This window comes from Enterobacter sp. UNJFSC 003, from assembly GCF_036903355.1.
In the GTDB taxonomy this organism is placed as follows: domain Bacteria; phylum Pseudomonadota; class Gammaproteobacteria; order Enterobacterales; family Enterobacteriaceae; genus Enterobacter.
Genome location: NZ_JBAKHK010000014.1, coordinates 19,184 through 34,152, shown reverse-complemented (window position 1 = coordinate 34,152; position 14,969 = coordinate 19,184). Strand labels below are relative to the sequence as shown.

Here is a 14,969-nt window from a genome sequence, read left to right as displayed (position 1 = left end):
GCCGCAATGGAAGACCTGGACAACGCGCTCGACTCCGAAAGCGGCTACACCGGGGCACGACGCATTGTTTTCCTGTCGCTGCTGCTCTTTATTGCCGTTGGGATCTGGGCGTGGTTTGGCGTGCTGGATGAGGTTTCAACGGGAACCGGGAAGGTGATCCCCAGCTCGCGCGAGCAGGTTTTACAGTCGCTGGACGGCGGGATCCTGACCGAATTAAACGTTCATGAGGGCGATCAGGTGCAGGCCGGGCAAATTCTGGCGCGGCTCGATCCGACGCGATCGGAATCAAACGTCGGTGAAAGCGCGGCGCGCTATCGGGCATCGCTGGCTTCCAGCGTGCGTTTGTACGCGGAAGTCAACGATCTGCCGCTGACGTTCCCGCCGTCGCTGGCGAAATGGACGGATCTTACCGCCGCAGAAACCCGTCTTTATAACTCGCGTCGCGCGCAGCTGGAGGATACGCAAAGAGAGCTGCGCTCCGCGCTGGATCTCGCCAACAAAGAGCTGGCGATCACCCAGCGTCTGGTCAAAACCGGCGCCGCCAGCCATGTCGAAGTATTGCGTCTGCAGCGGCAAAAAAGCGACCTGGAGCTCAAGCTCACCGACGTGCGCTCGCAATACTACGTTCAGGCGCGCGAAGCCTTATCCAAGGCCAATGCGGAAGTGGATATGGTCTCTGCGATCCTCAAAGGGCGCGAGGATTCGGTCAATCGTCTGACGGTGAAATCGCCGGTGCGCGGGATCGTCAAAAACATCAAAGTCACTACCATCGGCGGCGTTATCCCGCCCAACGGCGAGCTGATGGAAATTGTGCCAGTGGACGATCACCTGCTGATTGAAACGCGCCTTTCGCCGCGCGATATCGCATTTATTCACCCTAATCAGGAGGCGCTGGTGAAAATCACCGCCTACGATTACGCCATTTACGGCGGCCTGCACGGGGTGGTTGAAACCATATCGCCGGACACCATTCAGGACGAAGCCAAGCCAGAAGTATTCTATTACCGGGTGTTTATCCGCACCAGCCAGGACTATCTGGCCAATAAAGCGGGCAGGCATTTTTCGATTGTGCCGGGCATGATTGCGACCGTGGATATTAAAACCGGCGAGAAAACGGTGCTGGATTATATGATTAAGCCGTTTAACCGGGCGAAGGAGGCGCTGAGGGAGCGGTGATGATCCCGTCCGAAAAATCATGCTCCGTATATTTAGCGCCAGGCCGGGCCTACATTTCCGTAGGCCCGTGCAAGCGCAGCGCCGTCTGGGATTAGCCCCCCCCGTGCTCTGGAACCCGCCTCGAAGAAATGACCTTTAGTCATGCTTTCCCCTTCCCTTCAGCCATCATCCAGATAACATGATCGGCAGGCAGACAATAAAACGCACTTGCTCACAGTGCAAGAAAGCACAAACTCACTCACGGACACAGGAAGAGTTAAGCCGTATAAAGACCGCTGCGGAAATTATGGCGAAGTGAAAATCTGGCCAACCGGGTGTTGCCTGAACCGGCACACTACGACTGCTCTCCACTCATTTTTCAGGAAGAAACCCTGCATCAACGAACGAAAGGCTTGCTGTAAATGACGTATCGCGCATAACGGCGTCGCCGCCATTATGCGCAGGCCAGTTACAGCGATTTTTTCAAACGTCGAACCGCTTCTTTCAGCTGTTCATCCGTCGGGGTGACAAACGACATACGCAGCGTCGTGTGGTCTGGCTCGTTGCAGTAGAAGAATTCACCCGGCACAAAGACGACGCCGTTGCTTAACGTTTTTTCCAGCCAGCGCGTGGTATTCATGCCATTGTTCATTTTCGCCCACAGGAACATACCGCCCTTAGGCTTGTGGAACGTCATGACGTCGCCCAGTTCGGCTTCCAGCTCACTCGCAAAGGTCTGATACTTTTGGCGATAGGCTTCGCGGATGGTTTTGATCTGATCGGCCAGACGCCCAGTTTTCAGGTACTCATAGGTCATCAGCTGCGACAACGTGCTGGTATGCAGATCGGTGGTTTGCTTAAGGTTCACCACCGCACGTTTCAGCCATTCAGGTACCAGCACCCAGCCCACGCGGGTGCCCGGCGCCAGAATTTTAGAGAAGGTTGAGGTATAGACCACATTCTCTTCATTGCCGATATCTTTGGCATGCGCAATTAACGGGCGGAAGACTTCATCAGTGTAATTAATTTCGCTGTACGGGTCGTCTTCAATAATCACGAAATCATAACGCTTCGATAATTCCACCAGCTGTTTACGACGTGCCTCAGAAAGTGTTACCCCACCCGGGTTACCAAAGGTCGGCACAATATAAACGGCTTTAATGGCTTTATTTGCCACCAGCGTTTCGAGTTCATCAACGATCATGCCGTCGCCGTCGGTACCCACGGATTCGAAATTCGCCTGCGCCAGGCCGAACACCTGCAACGCGGCCAGATAGGTGGGACGTTCCACGACGACCGTATCGCCAGGATTAATTAAGGCACGCGCCAGCACGTCCAGAGACTGCTGTGAACCGGACGTCACCACCACGTCATCGGCCTTACAGGCAATGCCACGTCCTTCACAGATGCGTTGAATCTCTTCGCGCAGCCCCGGTACGCCTTCGGTCAGGCCGTACTGAAACGCCTCGCCAAAATGTTGTGATAATACGGCATCCGCGGCCATTTTCAGGCCCTCGCGATCAAAAAGATCCGGGTTAGGAATACCGCCGCCGAGTGAAATCACACCCGCCATTTTGCTATGTTTTAATAATTCACGGATGGCAGATGATTGCAGGCCCTGCGCGCTGCTAGCGAGTTTATTCACAGACATTCTTTGATTACCTTCTTTTTTATATTGTGCCCAATCTTAGCAGAAGATGGGCGATAAATTCCGTAAGCTTAGGCAGCGGTCTTAAATCCTGACGCCATAATAAATGTACCGGCCTCGGTTCTGGGGTGAAATCTTCCAGCACCCTTACCAGCCTGCCGCTCGCCAGCTCTTCCGCCACCAGCACCTCCGGTTGCAGCAATAGCCCCGCCCCCGCCCTCGCCGCCATCCGCAACCCGTAGCCATCGTTACATCTTAATATCGCATCGCGCTTCCAGCGCACCTCACCTTCCATGCCGGGCAGCCGCCACTCGTTGCGCGCCGTCCACACCGTGTGCGACAGACACAAATGATCGACCAGATCGTTCGGCGTTTGCGGCGTGCCGTGTCGCGCTAAATAATCCGGCGCGGCGCAAATCACCATCCGATAGGGACAAAGGTATTTTGCGACAAGATCGTCGTGATGAATGTCACCGATACGAATCGCCAGATCGACCCCTTCATCCACTAAATCTACCCTCCGGTTGGTCAGATCCAGCTCCACGCGCACGTCCGGGTAGGTCTGCAAAAATGTGGCGGTGAGCGGCGCGATCGCGCAGCCGCCAAACGACGTGGGTGCCGTCACGCGCAGGGTTCCGGCCGGTGCCGCGCGCAGACGCTCTACCGCGCTCTCGGCGATAGCGATCTGCTCCAGCACGCGCTTTGCCTCGTCGACGTAAACGCGCCCGGCATCCGTCAGGCTTTGGCGACGCGTGTTACGCTCAAGCAGACGCGTCCCCAGCTGCGATTCCAGCAGCGCGACGTATTTGCCCACCATCACCGCCGACATCTCAAGCTGCGCCGCCGCAGCGGTGAAGCTTCCGCGTTCTACAACGGCGATGAACGTCTCCATGCTGCGAAGCTTATCCATATTACAAACCTCTGATTAGTAATCATCTAACTTTAGCCCAGTTTATCCGACATTTTATTTATTAAAGAATAGAGGCTCACAACATAAGGAGTCTGCTATGAAAATCGTTATTATCGGTGCCAGCGGTACGGTCGGTCGTGCAGTGACGGAAGAGCTGAGTCGTCGTCATGAGGTCATTCGCGTGGGTCGCACGCAGGGTGATTATCAGGTTGATATCACGTCCCAGGCGAGCGTGCAGGCGCTGTTCGAAAAAATCGGTCCGGTGGATGCGATCGTCTCTGCCAGCGGGGGATTACACTTTGGGCCGCTGGCGACCATGAAGGACAGCGACTTCAACCAGGGCTTGCAGGATAAGCTGCTGGGGCAGGTGCGTCTGGCGCTGACCGGCCAGCATTATCTGAACGAGGGCGGCTCCATTACCCTGATAAGCGGAATTGTGGCGCATGAGCCGATTTCGCAGGGCGTCAACGCCACCACGGTAAACGCCGCACTGGAAGGATTCGTTCGCGCCGCGGCCTGTGAACTGCCTCGCGGGATCCGCATCAACCTGATCAGCCCAACCGTGCTCACCGAATCCGCCGAGGCCTACGACGGCTTCTTCCCCGGGTTTGAAAGCGTACCCGCCGCAACCGTTGCCCTGGCCTATCGCCGCAGCGTGGAAGGGGTGCAAAGTGGGCGGGTGTATAAGGTGGGTTATTAAGCCTTACGGGCTGAAATCAGCACCAGCATCGGGCGTTCAGCCTCTTCGGACAGCGCGGGCCAGGCGTCAATCTGCGCCTGCGTTGGTCCCCACTCATTTACCTCAGCTATCGTCAGCCCTGCTTTGATTAACGCGTTGAGGGTAGACCCCAGCGTACGGTGGTATTTGATCACCCCGTCCGCCAGCCAGTTGCTGACGCGCTTGCCTTCGTCCTGATAGTGATTCACCCCCCAGAACCGCTCGCCGTTATCGTCGGTCAGCCAGCCCTGACGGGTGGCGCAGGTGTAAATCGGGTGCTCTATGGAGAAGACCAAACTGCCGCCGGGTTTGAGCGCACGCTGAACCTGAGTAAACAGCGTGTCCAGTTCTGGCAGGTAGTGCAACGCCAGCGAGCTGTAGAGCAGATCGAGACTGTTCTCATGAAGCGTTAGCGATTCAAGATCGCTGCGCTGGTAGTGAATATGCGCGTCATCCGTCAGTTCCGCCGCACGGGTCAGCATCTTTTCTGAGATATCAACCCCGGTTACCTCAGCGGCGCCCAGCTCACGCGCGGCGCGGCAGAACCAGCCGTAGCCGCAACCAAGATCGACAACCGATTTGTCGGTGAGATCGGGCAGCATGTTTTTCAGCGCGGGCCACTCCGGCGCGCCGTCCAGACCCTGCACCGAGCGCGGAAGCTGCGCGTAGCCTTCGAAAAATGCCGGATTGTCGTAGATGTTTTGTGCCATGGCAGATCCCTCTTTAAGAATGTGCCTCGCAGTATACCCCTCACCCTGGCCCTCTCCCCAGAGGGAGAGGGCGAAATGCACATCAGCCCACCGTGCCCCAGACGAGATTCCCTTTATGGAAGGTCGCGGTGCGCGGAGAAATGCGCGCCACGGCCTCGGCGGAACAGGAGGCGTCTACCAGCACAAAGCTGGCGTCATCCTGCGCTTTCGGCCACGCGCGTTCGCCGTTGTCGTTCAGCGGCAGCACGTCACCGGTAGCAATACCTAATGCGCGAGAAAGGGTTTGCTCGTTCGGGCGGATGTAGAGCTGGGCATAAAGATTAGCTTTCTCCAGCATGTCCCCCAGACCGTACGGCGACCAGTGGTCGATCACGCTGTCGGTGCCCGTCACCACAAACACGCCTTTATCACGCAGTTGCTTCAGCGGCATATGCAGGGTACCAATCGGCACGGTGGAGGCAATGGTCACCTGCTGTGCCGCCATTCGGGTCGCGATCTCATCCACCTGCTGTTCATTAAGCGTCGCCAGCGCGAAGGCGTGGCTGATGGTCAGCTTGCCCTTAAGCGCGGGGGTTTTCTCCACGGTTTCCACCATATAGTTCACCGCCGCCACGCCCGCGTGGCTGGTTTCGTGCAGATGGATATCGACCCCTTTGTCGTAGTCCAGCGCAATCTGGAACAGAGTGTCGAGGGATTTCTCCATTGCCCCGTCGACGCTGGTAGGGTCCAGCCCGCCCACGTAGTGCGCCCCGGCCTGCATCGCCTCGCGCATCAGTTTTTCTGATTTTGACAGCAGCAGCCCGTGCTGCGGGAACGCGACGATTTCACAGTCAAAGCCGGGCTGACGGCGCGACAAAACCGCCTGCAGATTTTCGAGATTCTTCAGGCCGGAGGTCGGCTCGATATTGCAGTGGCTGCGGGCAATGGTGGAGCCTTTCGACTGGATCAGGTCGATCAGTTTTTCCGCCCGCTCCTGGGTATACGGCTGCAGTTCCGGCAGCAGCGTCTGTTCGAGGCGAATCATATCCTGAATAGTGGTGCCCGCCGGGCGATTCAGGGAACGCCACGGGCCGCCGTAAAAGGTTTTATCCAGGTGAATGTGCATGTCGCGCATCGCCGGGAGCATCAGCTTGTTGCCTGCATCAAAATGCGGCAGCGCAGCATCAGCGTGGCTTTTGTTGTCGCGCAAGGCGACGATTTTGCCGTCCTTGATCTCCAGCGTTTTTAGCTCGGTGACGGTGCTCGTCGCCACGCCGCCGTCAACGTTGAACCCGGCCTCCAGCAGCACGTTGTCCAGATAATAATGCTTTGCGGTGATGTTCATCGGTTTGCCCGTCTCGCAGGTTGTCTTTGCAGATTCGGCAGCATACGCGACGGAGCCGGTGGCACCAAACAGGGCGCAGGCGGTCACCATTTTGCCGCTCTGGCTGATGAATTCACGGCGGCTTTTGTTCTCAGTCATCTTATCTTCCTTCACAAATAATATGGGTTCCGGTTTCCCCACGCAGGGCTGCTGGCAGGCAGTCCGGCGAGGTGATAATCACGCGCTTGCCGCCGTGGTGCAGAAATTCCAGTGAGGCAACTATTTTGGGCAACATACTGCCCGCCGGGAAATGCCCTTCTGCCATGTAGCGCGTCATCTGCGTCACGTTAACGGTGTCCAGCGCCTGCTGGTTCGGCTTGCCGAAGTTGATGCACACTTTCTCAACCCCGGTGGTGATGACCAGCACGTCGGCACGGATCTCACGTGCCAGCAGCGCGGTTGAGAGGTCTTTATCAATCACCGCGTCCACGCTCTGGTAGTCCCCCTGTGCGCTGCGAACCACGGGGATCCCCCCGCCACCCGCGCCGATCACCACAAACCCTTTTTGCGTCAGCGTCTTGATGGCGTCGGCTTCAACAATGCGCAGCGGCTGCGGCGAGGCCACCACGCGGCGATAGCCCCGCCCCGCGTCTTCGACAAAATGCCAGTCCGGATGGACATGCTGCAGTTCATCGCGCTGCGCCTCGCTGAAGAACGCACCGATGGGTTTCGTGGGATGGGTAAAGCCAGGATCGCTTTTATCCACCTCCACCTGGGTCACCACGGTGACCGCCTTTTGCTCGCCGCGCGCGGCAAGGCGGTTGTTCAGCGCCTGCTGGATCAGGTAGCCAATACCGCCCTGGGTATCCGCCACGCAGTTCGCCAGCGGCGTCAGCGGCAGCCCTTCTTGCTCATGCGCAATTTCCGCACGGCGCAGATCCAGACCCACCTGGGGGCCGTTACCGTGCGTCAACACAATGTCATAGTCAGAGGCCAGCATCTCCAGCACGGACTGCGCCACCGCTTTTACCGCCTGCGCCTGATGTTCAATCGACTGGCTGGCGTTATCTTTGATAATGCTGTTGCCGCCAATGGCAACGACCATGAGCTCTTTCATACGTTTTCCTTCGCAACGGTGCCAGATTCAGCGCTTGCTGCTTCGCGGCTATCCAGGAAATGCTTCACCACAAACATGCCGCCCAACATCAGGTAGGCCGTGACGAACATCAGCGAACTGCCTTCGGCAAAGCCCACTACCGGCGCGTGAATCACGCCAAACAGCGCCAGCAATGCCCCACCGGCGGCGGCAACGGCGCCACGCAGCGGTTTGTTGATGATGGCGAAGATGGCAATACACCCCCAGAGCATGCTGGCGAGCGGTGCCCCGTTGCCCAGATGCACCAGCCCTTCGTAGTAAATGCCTTTGCTGTGCAGCACGTCGGTGCCGATTTTCGCCGCGCTGGTGCCCGCCGCGCCCATCACGCTGTTCATCATGGTCAGCGCCCAGTTTGCGATCCACGGGAACAGACAGATGAAGATAACGGGCACCTCCATTTTGGGCGTTTCCCTCACCACCTGGTTGGCGGTGACCACGCCAATAAACACCAGTATCGGCACGATGGCGGTCATCGGAATGATGGCGAGCATAAACGCCCCCAGCCCGAACAGCGGTACGATGAACATGGTCACGCCGGATGCCAGCGTGTAGCCGATGCTCGCGCCCATCGCTTTCCAGCCCGGGTGACCGACATAGACCGTCACCGGGAACGGATTCCCCATCAGGCAGCCAAGCATTGAGGCCAGGCCGTTTGCCAGCATGACTTTACGCGTCGGATATTCGTCTCCTGCAGCGTGGGCACTCTCAATGTTTTCCAGATCGAAGATATAGTTCGCCAGTCCCAGCGGGACCGCAGAGGCCAGGTAAGGCAGCGCGTGCGGTAAACCCTGCATAAAGCTGTCAATGTGTACCTGCGGCGGGTTAAAGCCGAACGACGACATCGAGGCTTTGATGGCCTCCGGGCTTTGCAGGCCGGAGATCCACGCCAGAGCGGTACCTGCAATCAACAGCAGCAAACCGGTCGGGATACGGGCGAAAATCGGCTTTTTGCCAAACCAGTTAATAAAGATCAGCAGCAGCACGATGAACGATACGGTTGGCGCTTCGAACGCCTGCAGCATGGGGTTCATCGCCAGCAGCAGCAGGCCCAAACCGGACAGGCACGACAGCAGCACGGTGCGCGGAATCATCTTGCGGATGGTTTCGCCTAAAAACGACCCGCCCGCCAGGATCATCGCTTCCACGAAGCACCACACCAGACCGATCTGGATGGCAAACTCCGCATCGCCGGTCTGCTGATACACCGGCATTAATACCAGAAAGGTCACGGTAAAAATGGACGGTGCGCTGGGGCCAGACGGCAGCGCGGTCACATCCGTGCGCCCGGTCTGACGCGCCATCTGCATGCCGAACCATGCGTAGCAAATACTCGCCGCCAGCACCGCCAGCCCGAAGGCCGGCGCGATGCGTCCATAAACAATCTCCTTCGGGATGCCGACGACAAAAATGAGCAGCCCCATCATGGTCAGCAAATTGGTCAGGTTGTTGGTCATCAACCCGAAATAGGCTGCCCAGTCACCTCTTTTCCACTCCAGTTTCATGTTTTTCATGAATGCATGCCTTATAAAAAGTAGCGATCGCGGAAGGTCAACAGCGCCTTTTCAAAACAGCTAAACGGCGGGTGAACGATGCCCGCCCCAATCATGCCGATACCGGCGTCTTTATGCGCAATGGCGGTGTTGATCACCGGCAGAATGCCGCTGCCCGCTACTTTGGTGATATCAATCGCGGTTGGGATGCCCATAAAGGAGAGCAGCGGAATGGTGACGTTGGGGTTTTCGCCGAGCGTGATTTCACGCATCTGGCGCGAAAAGTCGATGGCTTCATCCACCGTGCCGCCCACCAGCGCCACAATCGCCGGAGCGGTCGCCATAGCAAAGCCGCCGATACCGTAGGTTTCCGTAATCGCGCTGTCGCCGATATCCAGCCCGGAATCTTCCGGCCGGTAGCCCGCGAACATCGGGCCGATTACCTGCTGCGCCGGACCGGTGAACCACTGCCCCGGCAGGCCAGAAATGCGCAGGCCGAACTCGAAGCCGTTACGCGCCATGGTGGTGACGACAGTGCTGTACTCGATACCGTGAGCGGCATCCAGCGCGGCCTTACACATCGCCATCCACGTTGGGCCGGAGAAGTAGTCGCTGCTGGCAACAAACTCAAAGACCGCGCGCTGCTGTTCCACCGGATAGCCCGCCTGAATCAGCCCCGGCGTCAGCGCCTGGATCAGCAGCGTGGTGCCCGCGTTGTTGCGGTTGTGGCACTCGTCGCCCATGTGCAGCGCCTGCGCCAGCATCAGGCGCAGGTCGATTTCGCCGATGATGTTCATCGCGTCGCGCAGCATCGGGCCAAGCACGTCGCGCATCCAGTTAAGGCGGTCGATGACGCTCTGGTCGTTGGCGCCCATGCGCAGGATCTTCGCCATCTGCTCGCTGAGGTTGGTAAACGCGCGGTTACCGTAGGTTTTATTCTCCACGATGTGCATAAACATCGACGCGGAGGTGACGCCCGCCATCGATCCTACGCAGTCGTGCTCATGGCACGGCGAGAAGGTAATGTCGCCGGATGCCGCCAGCCTGGCCGCATCCTCCAGGTCTTTCGCTAGCCCTTCGAAGACCAGCGCGCCGGTGACCGCCCCTTTCATCGCCCCGCACATGTTTTCCCACGAGACGGGCGGGCCCGCGTGCAGGATGGTAGTACGGGTCATGCCCGGCACCACGTTAATGGCCTGGTCGTAACCCACCAGCACCGGATGGGACTGGATAATGCGCTCAAGCGCGAGCTTGTTGGCGGCGGCGATTTTCTCCGCCAGCGGTTTCTCTGCCAGCTGGTCGAGTGCCTCGACCAGCTGCATATTGCCCTGCCCCGGTGGCGTCCAGTCGAGTTGGGTCACGGGGACGTGCTGTTTTTTGAGATCGTCACTGAACATTGCAATGCCGACGTTAATCACGTTTAGCGGCTGGTTAAATACAGTCGTCATTATGCTTTCTCCCCTTTGCAGACAAATTCACGTGCCAGTAAGCCGGTGTTGGTGCTGCTGCTGGCCCAAATTACGCCGGCATCGGTGAGCAACTGACACTGCTGCGCCAGCGGCTGCGGATCCTGGTCGGTGCCGAGCACATAGCCGAGGATCTCCAACGGACGGTTATCGGCTTTCGCAATCGCCTGCGCCTCTTTGATGGCGTCGAGCATCACCCCTACAGGGTCCTCGTGCGCGCCAAAGCCCAGCACGAAGTCCATCACAATTACCCCGACTTCCGGGTCGCGGGCCTCCTGCAGCAGGCGGCTGATGCGGTTGGTCGGGTCGATCATCGGATGCGGCTTGCCGTTGGTGAAATCGTCATCGCCAAAATCGAGGAAGGTATGCGCCTGACTGACGCTGATGTCGCTCAGCCGTTTCGCAGGATCCGGCTGGATATTGCTGTAGACGTCGTCGAACGTTTCCAGCGCCGCGAACATCGCTTCGTCACACAGGGTGCCGCCGCAGAACAGACCGCGAATGTACTTCTGCTTCGGCGTCAGGCGGGCGCGCACCTCGTCGATCAGCGGCCAGTTAAGCGGATGCAGATCCAGGGACGCTTTTTTGATGCCGGTAAGCAGAACCGCCTTCAGCGCCGCGTCTTTGGTGCCGCGGGCAAACTGCAGCCCGTCTTCATCGGCAGGCGGTGCATTACGGCCCAGGAAGCAGACCACAACCGGCTTGCGGCAGGCGCGCGCGCGGGCCAGCACTTTCTCAGCCACCGCTGGCGCAGGGGGTTTGGAAATCAGCGCAATCACCTGGGTGGCGTCGTCGGCTTCCAGCATCTCGATGGCGTCCAGCATCATCAGGCCGCCAATCTTCTCGCTGAGATCGCGCCCGCCGGTGCCGATCAGCTGCGACACGCCGCCGCCGAATTCGTGAATGCGCACGCTCAACTCCTGGCTGCCGGTGCCGGATGCGCCGACAATGCCGATAGGCCCGCGGCGAACCGCATTGGCAAAGCAAAGCCCTGCTCCGTTAATGATGGCGGTGCCGCAGTCCGGGCCCATCAGCAGCAGCCCTTTCTGGTGTGCCAGCTGTTTCAGGGCCAGTTCGTCGTCGAGGCTGACGTTGTCGGAGAAAAGCATTACGTTGAGGTCGTTCTCCAGCGCCTGACGCGCTTCGCGGGCAGCAAAGGTACCGTTTACCGAAATGACGGCGAGGTTACTGTCCGGGCGGTGCGTTTTCGCGCTGGCGAGGGTGGCGAAGCGGGATTCGTGTGAGCCCGCGCGCGCTTTACGGGTGAACAAGGCTTCGATGGCCGCCAGCGTGTCATCATTTGCCGCCTCGCCTTTAATAACGATCATCAGATCGCCATTTTTGGCCTCGGCTAATTCCGGCGTTAACAGCCCGAGGTTTTTTAATACCCCTTTATTCATCTCTGTCGCCATTGCGACAAACGCCTGCTCCACGCCCGGCAATTTATTGGCTTTGGTGGAAACCGACATTAACGAGACGGAATCAAAATAGGTATTCTTTTTAATCACAATTTTGGTTGGCATTATTTTCTCCTGAATGCGGATAAAAGGGGGCCGCCATCGTGCAAACGTGCACGACGGTAAAATGCTTATTTATGAGCGACCAGCCGGGTCTGGCTGGCCGTGAATTTACGCGCCGACTGCCAGCAGCAGATCTGCGATCTCGTTGAAACCTTTTTCCCGCGCCAGTTCGAGCGGAGACTTACCGTATTTATCGGTCATGTGCGGGTTAGCACCGTTATCCAGCAGCAGCTTCACAATCTCTTGCTGCTTTGCGCCGCCGTCGTTTAGCACGATGGCTTCCAGCAGCGGCGTCCAGCCTACGAAGTTGGTGTGGTTAACGTTAATGTCGGTTTTTGCCAGCAGCTCACGCACAATGTCGACGTGTCCTTTTTCGCTGGCAGGCGTAATGCCCACGCCGCCAAACCGCGTCAGGCGGTCAAGATCGGGATTGGCAGGCAATACGATGCGCAGCAGGGTAAGGTCGTTGGTCAGGCAGCTAATCAGGAAAGGGTTAAAACAGGTCTGGTCTTGTTTATCAATATCCGCTCCGGCGGCAATTAATAATTCCACACAGGGATAATGCTTTTTCAGACTGGCAATAATAATGGCGGTTCTTTTCTGACGGTTCGTGGCGTTGATATCGACACCTTTATCCAGGCAGGCTTTTAGCGCGTCGATATTCCCCTCCTCTGCCGCCAGGTGAAATTCAGTAACCAGTTCAGTTGCAGACATATTCGGACTCCCGATGAATTTCATTGCTGATGACCTGAGAATAGCAACAGCCCCTGCAGAAAAGAATCCGCTTAAAAATGATTCATCGACAGTCAATTCATTATTGAGTTAAATTCAACAGTCCAGTCAAAATGTGCGGCCGTGCAATCTTTTTCTTATGTTTATCCGCTTTTTAGCGCGCAACGCTGCATTATGCTTATGTCTGATAAAGCCTTGCGCGACAAGGGTCTTAGCAAATAGTCAGAAGTGTGACCTGCTTCAAATGCGTTGTAGAGTGTTTGTTAAAATATGTTCAAAACTGATGATACCCAGAGGCTGTGATATGAATTCCATCTTTACCGAAGAGAACCTGCTGGCTTTCACCACGGCAGCGCGCTTTGGCAGTTTTAGCAAAGCCGCCGCGGAGCTGGGCGTCACGACGTCAGCCATCAGTTACACCATTAAGCGCATGGAGACCGGGCTGGACGTGGTGCTGTTTGTGCGTAACACGCGAAGCATTGAGCTGACCGAATCCGGCTTTTACTTTTACCGTAAAGCCACGGACCTGCTGAACGACTTTTACGCCATCAAGCGCGGGATTGACACCATCTCCCAGGGGATTGAGGCGCGGGTGCGCATCTGCATTAACCAGCTGCTGTATACCCCGCGCCATACAGCGCGGCTGCTGCAGGTGCTGAAAAAACAGTTTCCTACCTGCCAGATCACCGTCACTACCGAGGTGTATAACGGCGTCTGGGATTCGATCATCAATAACCAGGCCAATATCGCGATTGGCGCGCCGGATACGCTGCTCGACGGCGGCGGTATTGATTACACCGAGATTGGCGCCATTCGATGGGTTTTCGCCATCGCCCCCGAGCACCCGCTGGCGTTCACGCCGGAGCCGATAGCCGAAAGTCAGCTCCGTCTGTATCCCAATATCATGGTGGAAGATACTGCCCATACCATTAATAAAAAGGTCGGCTGGCTGCTGCACGGGCAAGAGGCGATTCTTGTTCCGGATTTCAACACCAAATGCCAGTGTCAGATTCTGGGCGATGGAATTGGTTTTTTACCGGAATATATGGCGAGGGACGCGGTGGAAGACGGTCTTCTGGTCACGCGGCGTATTAATAATCCGCGACAGGACTCGCGCATGCTGCTGGCCACACAGCATGCGGCGACCGGCCAGGTCACGCGCTGGATCAAACAACAGTTTGGCCCAGAGGGCGTACTGACCGGGATCTACAGTGATTTACTCTGGCGAGCTTAATTTTTGGATTGAACCCAGAACGCGTGAATGAGTCCAGGAATGTAGCCCAGTAATGTGAGAAGGATATTCAGAATAAATGCCCAGCCCAACCCTTTGCCGAGCAGCACGCCCAGCGGCGGTAGAAGGATAGTAATAACGATACGCCAAAAACCCATAAGAACTCCGTGCAAGCTAACCAATTGAAAACAAAAAAAGAGAACATCTCTAAGCATAGTCAGTTTATCGGCGACTGACGCCTTCCTCTTCTTCTTTTACCTGCCTTTACCCTCTTTACACTGGCTTAAGACCGTCAATAAATGTTCTACTTCTTGCACGATGCCGATCCTTTTCATATGCCGGTAAGGAAACACCATGTCTCTCCCGCTTATTTCCCCACAAAAAGCACATGCGCTCGTCGCTGAAGGCGCAAAACTGATCGATATCCGAGATGTCGACGAATATGCCCGCGAGCATATTGCTGTGGCGCAGTGCGTGCCGCTGAATACGTTACCCGCAGGGCTTAACGCGGGGCCGGGTGAAACGGTGATTTTTCACTGCCAGTCTGGCGCACGCACATCGGGCAATGCTGACCGTCTGGCGCTGGCAGCCTCTCCAGCGCAGGCGTACGTTGTCGAAGGGGGCATTCAGGGCTGGAAACAGGCAGGATTGCCGACCGTTGAAGATACATCCCAGCCGCTCCCGCTGATGCGCCAGGTGCAAATCACTGCCGGACTGTTGATTCTGCTCGGTGTTGTACTGGGCTATGCGGTCTCCAGCGGCTTTTTCCTGCTTAGCGGTTTCGTGGGTGCCGGGCTGGTGTTCGCCGGTGTGACGGGCTTTTGCGGAATGGCACGCCTGCTCAACATGATGCCGTGGAATCGACGTACTTCATAAGCAGTAATCGCTTGAATACCCTGTACGCTTCGCCATACGTGGGCTATGTTGAAG

At 57.3% G+C, this 14,969-nt stretch carries 14 protein-coding genes; 4 read left to right on the top strand and 10 right to left on the bottom strand.

The window, feature by feature from the left end; translation table 11 throughout:
* The first annotated feature begins 6 nt into the window (after positions 1–6).
* Positions 7–1,176, top strand: a complete 1,170-nt coding sequence (locus tag V5P19_RS20710) for an HlyD family efflux transporter periplasmic adaptor subunit (RefSeq protein ID WP_334407167.1) — start codon at positions 7–9, stop codon at positions 1,174–1,176.
* A gap of 448 nt (positions 1,177–1,624) precedes the next feature.
* On the opposite strand, the gene V5P19_RS20705 is transcribed toward V5P19_RS20710, so the two are convergent.
* Together V5P19_RS20705 and V5P19_RS20700 are read right to left on the bottom strand one after the other, a co-directional pair.
* Positions 1,625–2,806, bottom strand: coding sequence for a PLP-dependent aminotransferase family protein (locus V5P19_RS20705; RefSeq protein WP_334407052.1), 1,182 nt, complete (start codon positions 2,804–2,806; stop codon positions 1,625–1,627).
* Positions 2,807–2,825: 19 nt separating this feature from the next.
* Positions 2,826–3,713 (bottom strand): LysR family transcriptional regulator, encoded by an 888-nt coding sequence (locus V5P19_RS20700; RefSeq protein ID WP_334407050.1) that lies wholly within the window; start codon positions 3,711–3,713, stop codon positions 2,826–2,828.
* Positions 3,714–3,810: 97 nt separating this feature from the next.
* Between V5P19_RS20700 and V5P19_RS20695 the strand changes: the two genes are divergently transcribed.
* Entirely contained in the window at positions 3,811–4,413 is a 603-nt protein-coding gene (locus tag V5P19_RS20695) for a short chain dehydrogenase (RefSeq protein WP_334407048.1), read from the top strand.
* On the opposite strand, the gene V5P19_RS20690 is transcribed toward V5P19_RS20695, so the two are convergent.
* The 7 genes from V5P19_RS20690 to V5P19_RS20660 form a co-directional block, all read right to left on the bottom strand.
* A complete protein-coding gene (locus V5P19_RS20690; RefSeq protein WP_334407046.1) occupies positions 4,410–5,141 on the bottom strand; it encodes a class I SAM-dependent methyltransferase in 732 nt (243 codons plus the stop codon). The two genes, V5P19_RS20695 and V5P19_RS20690, sit on opposite strands and share 4 nt — an antisense overlap.
* An 82-nt stretch (positions 5,142–5,223) precedes the next feature.
* Positions 5,224–6,603, bottom strand: coding sequence for an amidohydrolase family protein (locus V5P19_RS20685; RefSeq protein ID WP_334407044.1), 1,380 nt, complete (start codon positions 6,601–6,603; stop codon positions 5,224–5,226).
* Between the two features lies 1 nt (position 6,604).
* Positions 6,605–7,561 carry a carbamate kinase family protein gene (locus V5P19_RS20680; RefSeq protein ID WP_334407042.1) on the bottom strand — a complete coding sequence of 319 codons (957 nt, stop codon included), beginning with the start codon at positions 7,559–7,561 and terminating at the stop codon, positions 6,605–6,607.
* Positions 7,558–9,111 (bottom strand): xanthine permease, encoded by a 1,554-nt coding sequence (locus V5P19_RS20675; RefSeq protein ID WP_334407041.1) that lies wholly within the window; start codon positions 9,109–9,111, stop codon positions 7,558–7,560. Before V5P19_RS20675 ends, V5P19_RS20680 begins: the two co-directional genes overlap by 4 nt.
* Positions 9,112–9,122: 11 nt before the next feature.
* Entirely contained in the window at positions 9,123–10,538 is a 1,416-nt protein-coding gene (locus V5P19_RS20670) for a DUF1116 domain-containing protein (protein WP_334407039.1), read from the bottom strand.
* A complete protein-coding gene (gene fdrA, locus V5P19_RS20665) occupies positions 10,538–12,079 on the bottom strand; it encodes an acyl-CoA synthetase FdrA (protein WP_334407037.1) in 1,542 nt (513 codons plus the stop codon). Before fdrA ends, V5P19_RS20670 begins: the two co-directional genes overlap by 1 nt.
* A 105-nt stretch (positions 12,080–12,184) precedes the next feature.
* Complete coding sequence (locus tag V5P19_RS20660) at positions 12,185–12,790, bottom strand: ankyrin repeat domain-containing protein (protein ID WP_334407035.1); 606 nt, start codon at positions 12,788–12,790, stop codon at positions 12,185–12,187.
* 322 nt (positions 12,791–13,112) lie between these two features.
* Between V5P19_RS20660 and V5P19_RS20655 the strand changes: the two genes are divergently transcribed.
* Entirely contained in the window at positions 13,113–14,042 is a 930-nt protein-coding gene (locus V5P19_RS20655; RefSeq protein ID WP_334407033.1) for a LysR substrate-binding domain-containing protein, read from the top strand.
* On the opposite strand, the gene V5P19_RS20650 is transcribed toward V5P19_RS20655, so the two are convergent.
* The gene (locus tag V5P19_RS20650; protein WP_334407031.1) at positions 14,039–14,197 is read right to left on the bottom strand and encodes a YqaE/Pmp3 family membrane protein; all 159 of its coding nucleotides are present in this window, start codon (positions 14,195–14,197) and stop codon (positions 14,039–14,041) included. The genes V5P19_RS20655 and V5P19_RS20650 overlap by 4 nt on opposite strands.
* 196 nt (positions 14,198–14,393) lie before the next feature.
* Between V5P19_RS20650 and V5P19_RS20645 the strand changes: the two genes are divergently transcribed.
* Positions 14,394–14,915 (top strand): rhodanese family protein, encoded by a 522-nt coding sequence (locus tag V5P19_RS20645; RefSeq protein WP_334407029.1) that lies wholly within the window; start codon positions 14,394–14,396, stop codon positions 14,913–14,915.
* Positions 14,916–14,969 lie beyond the last annotated feature (54 nt).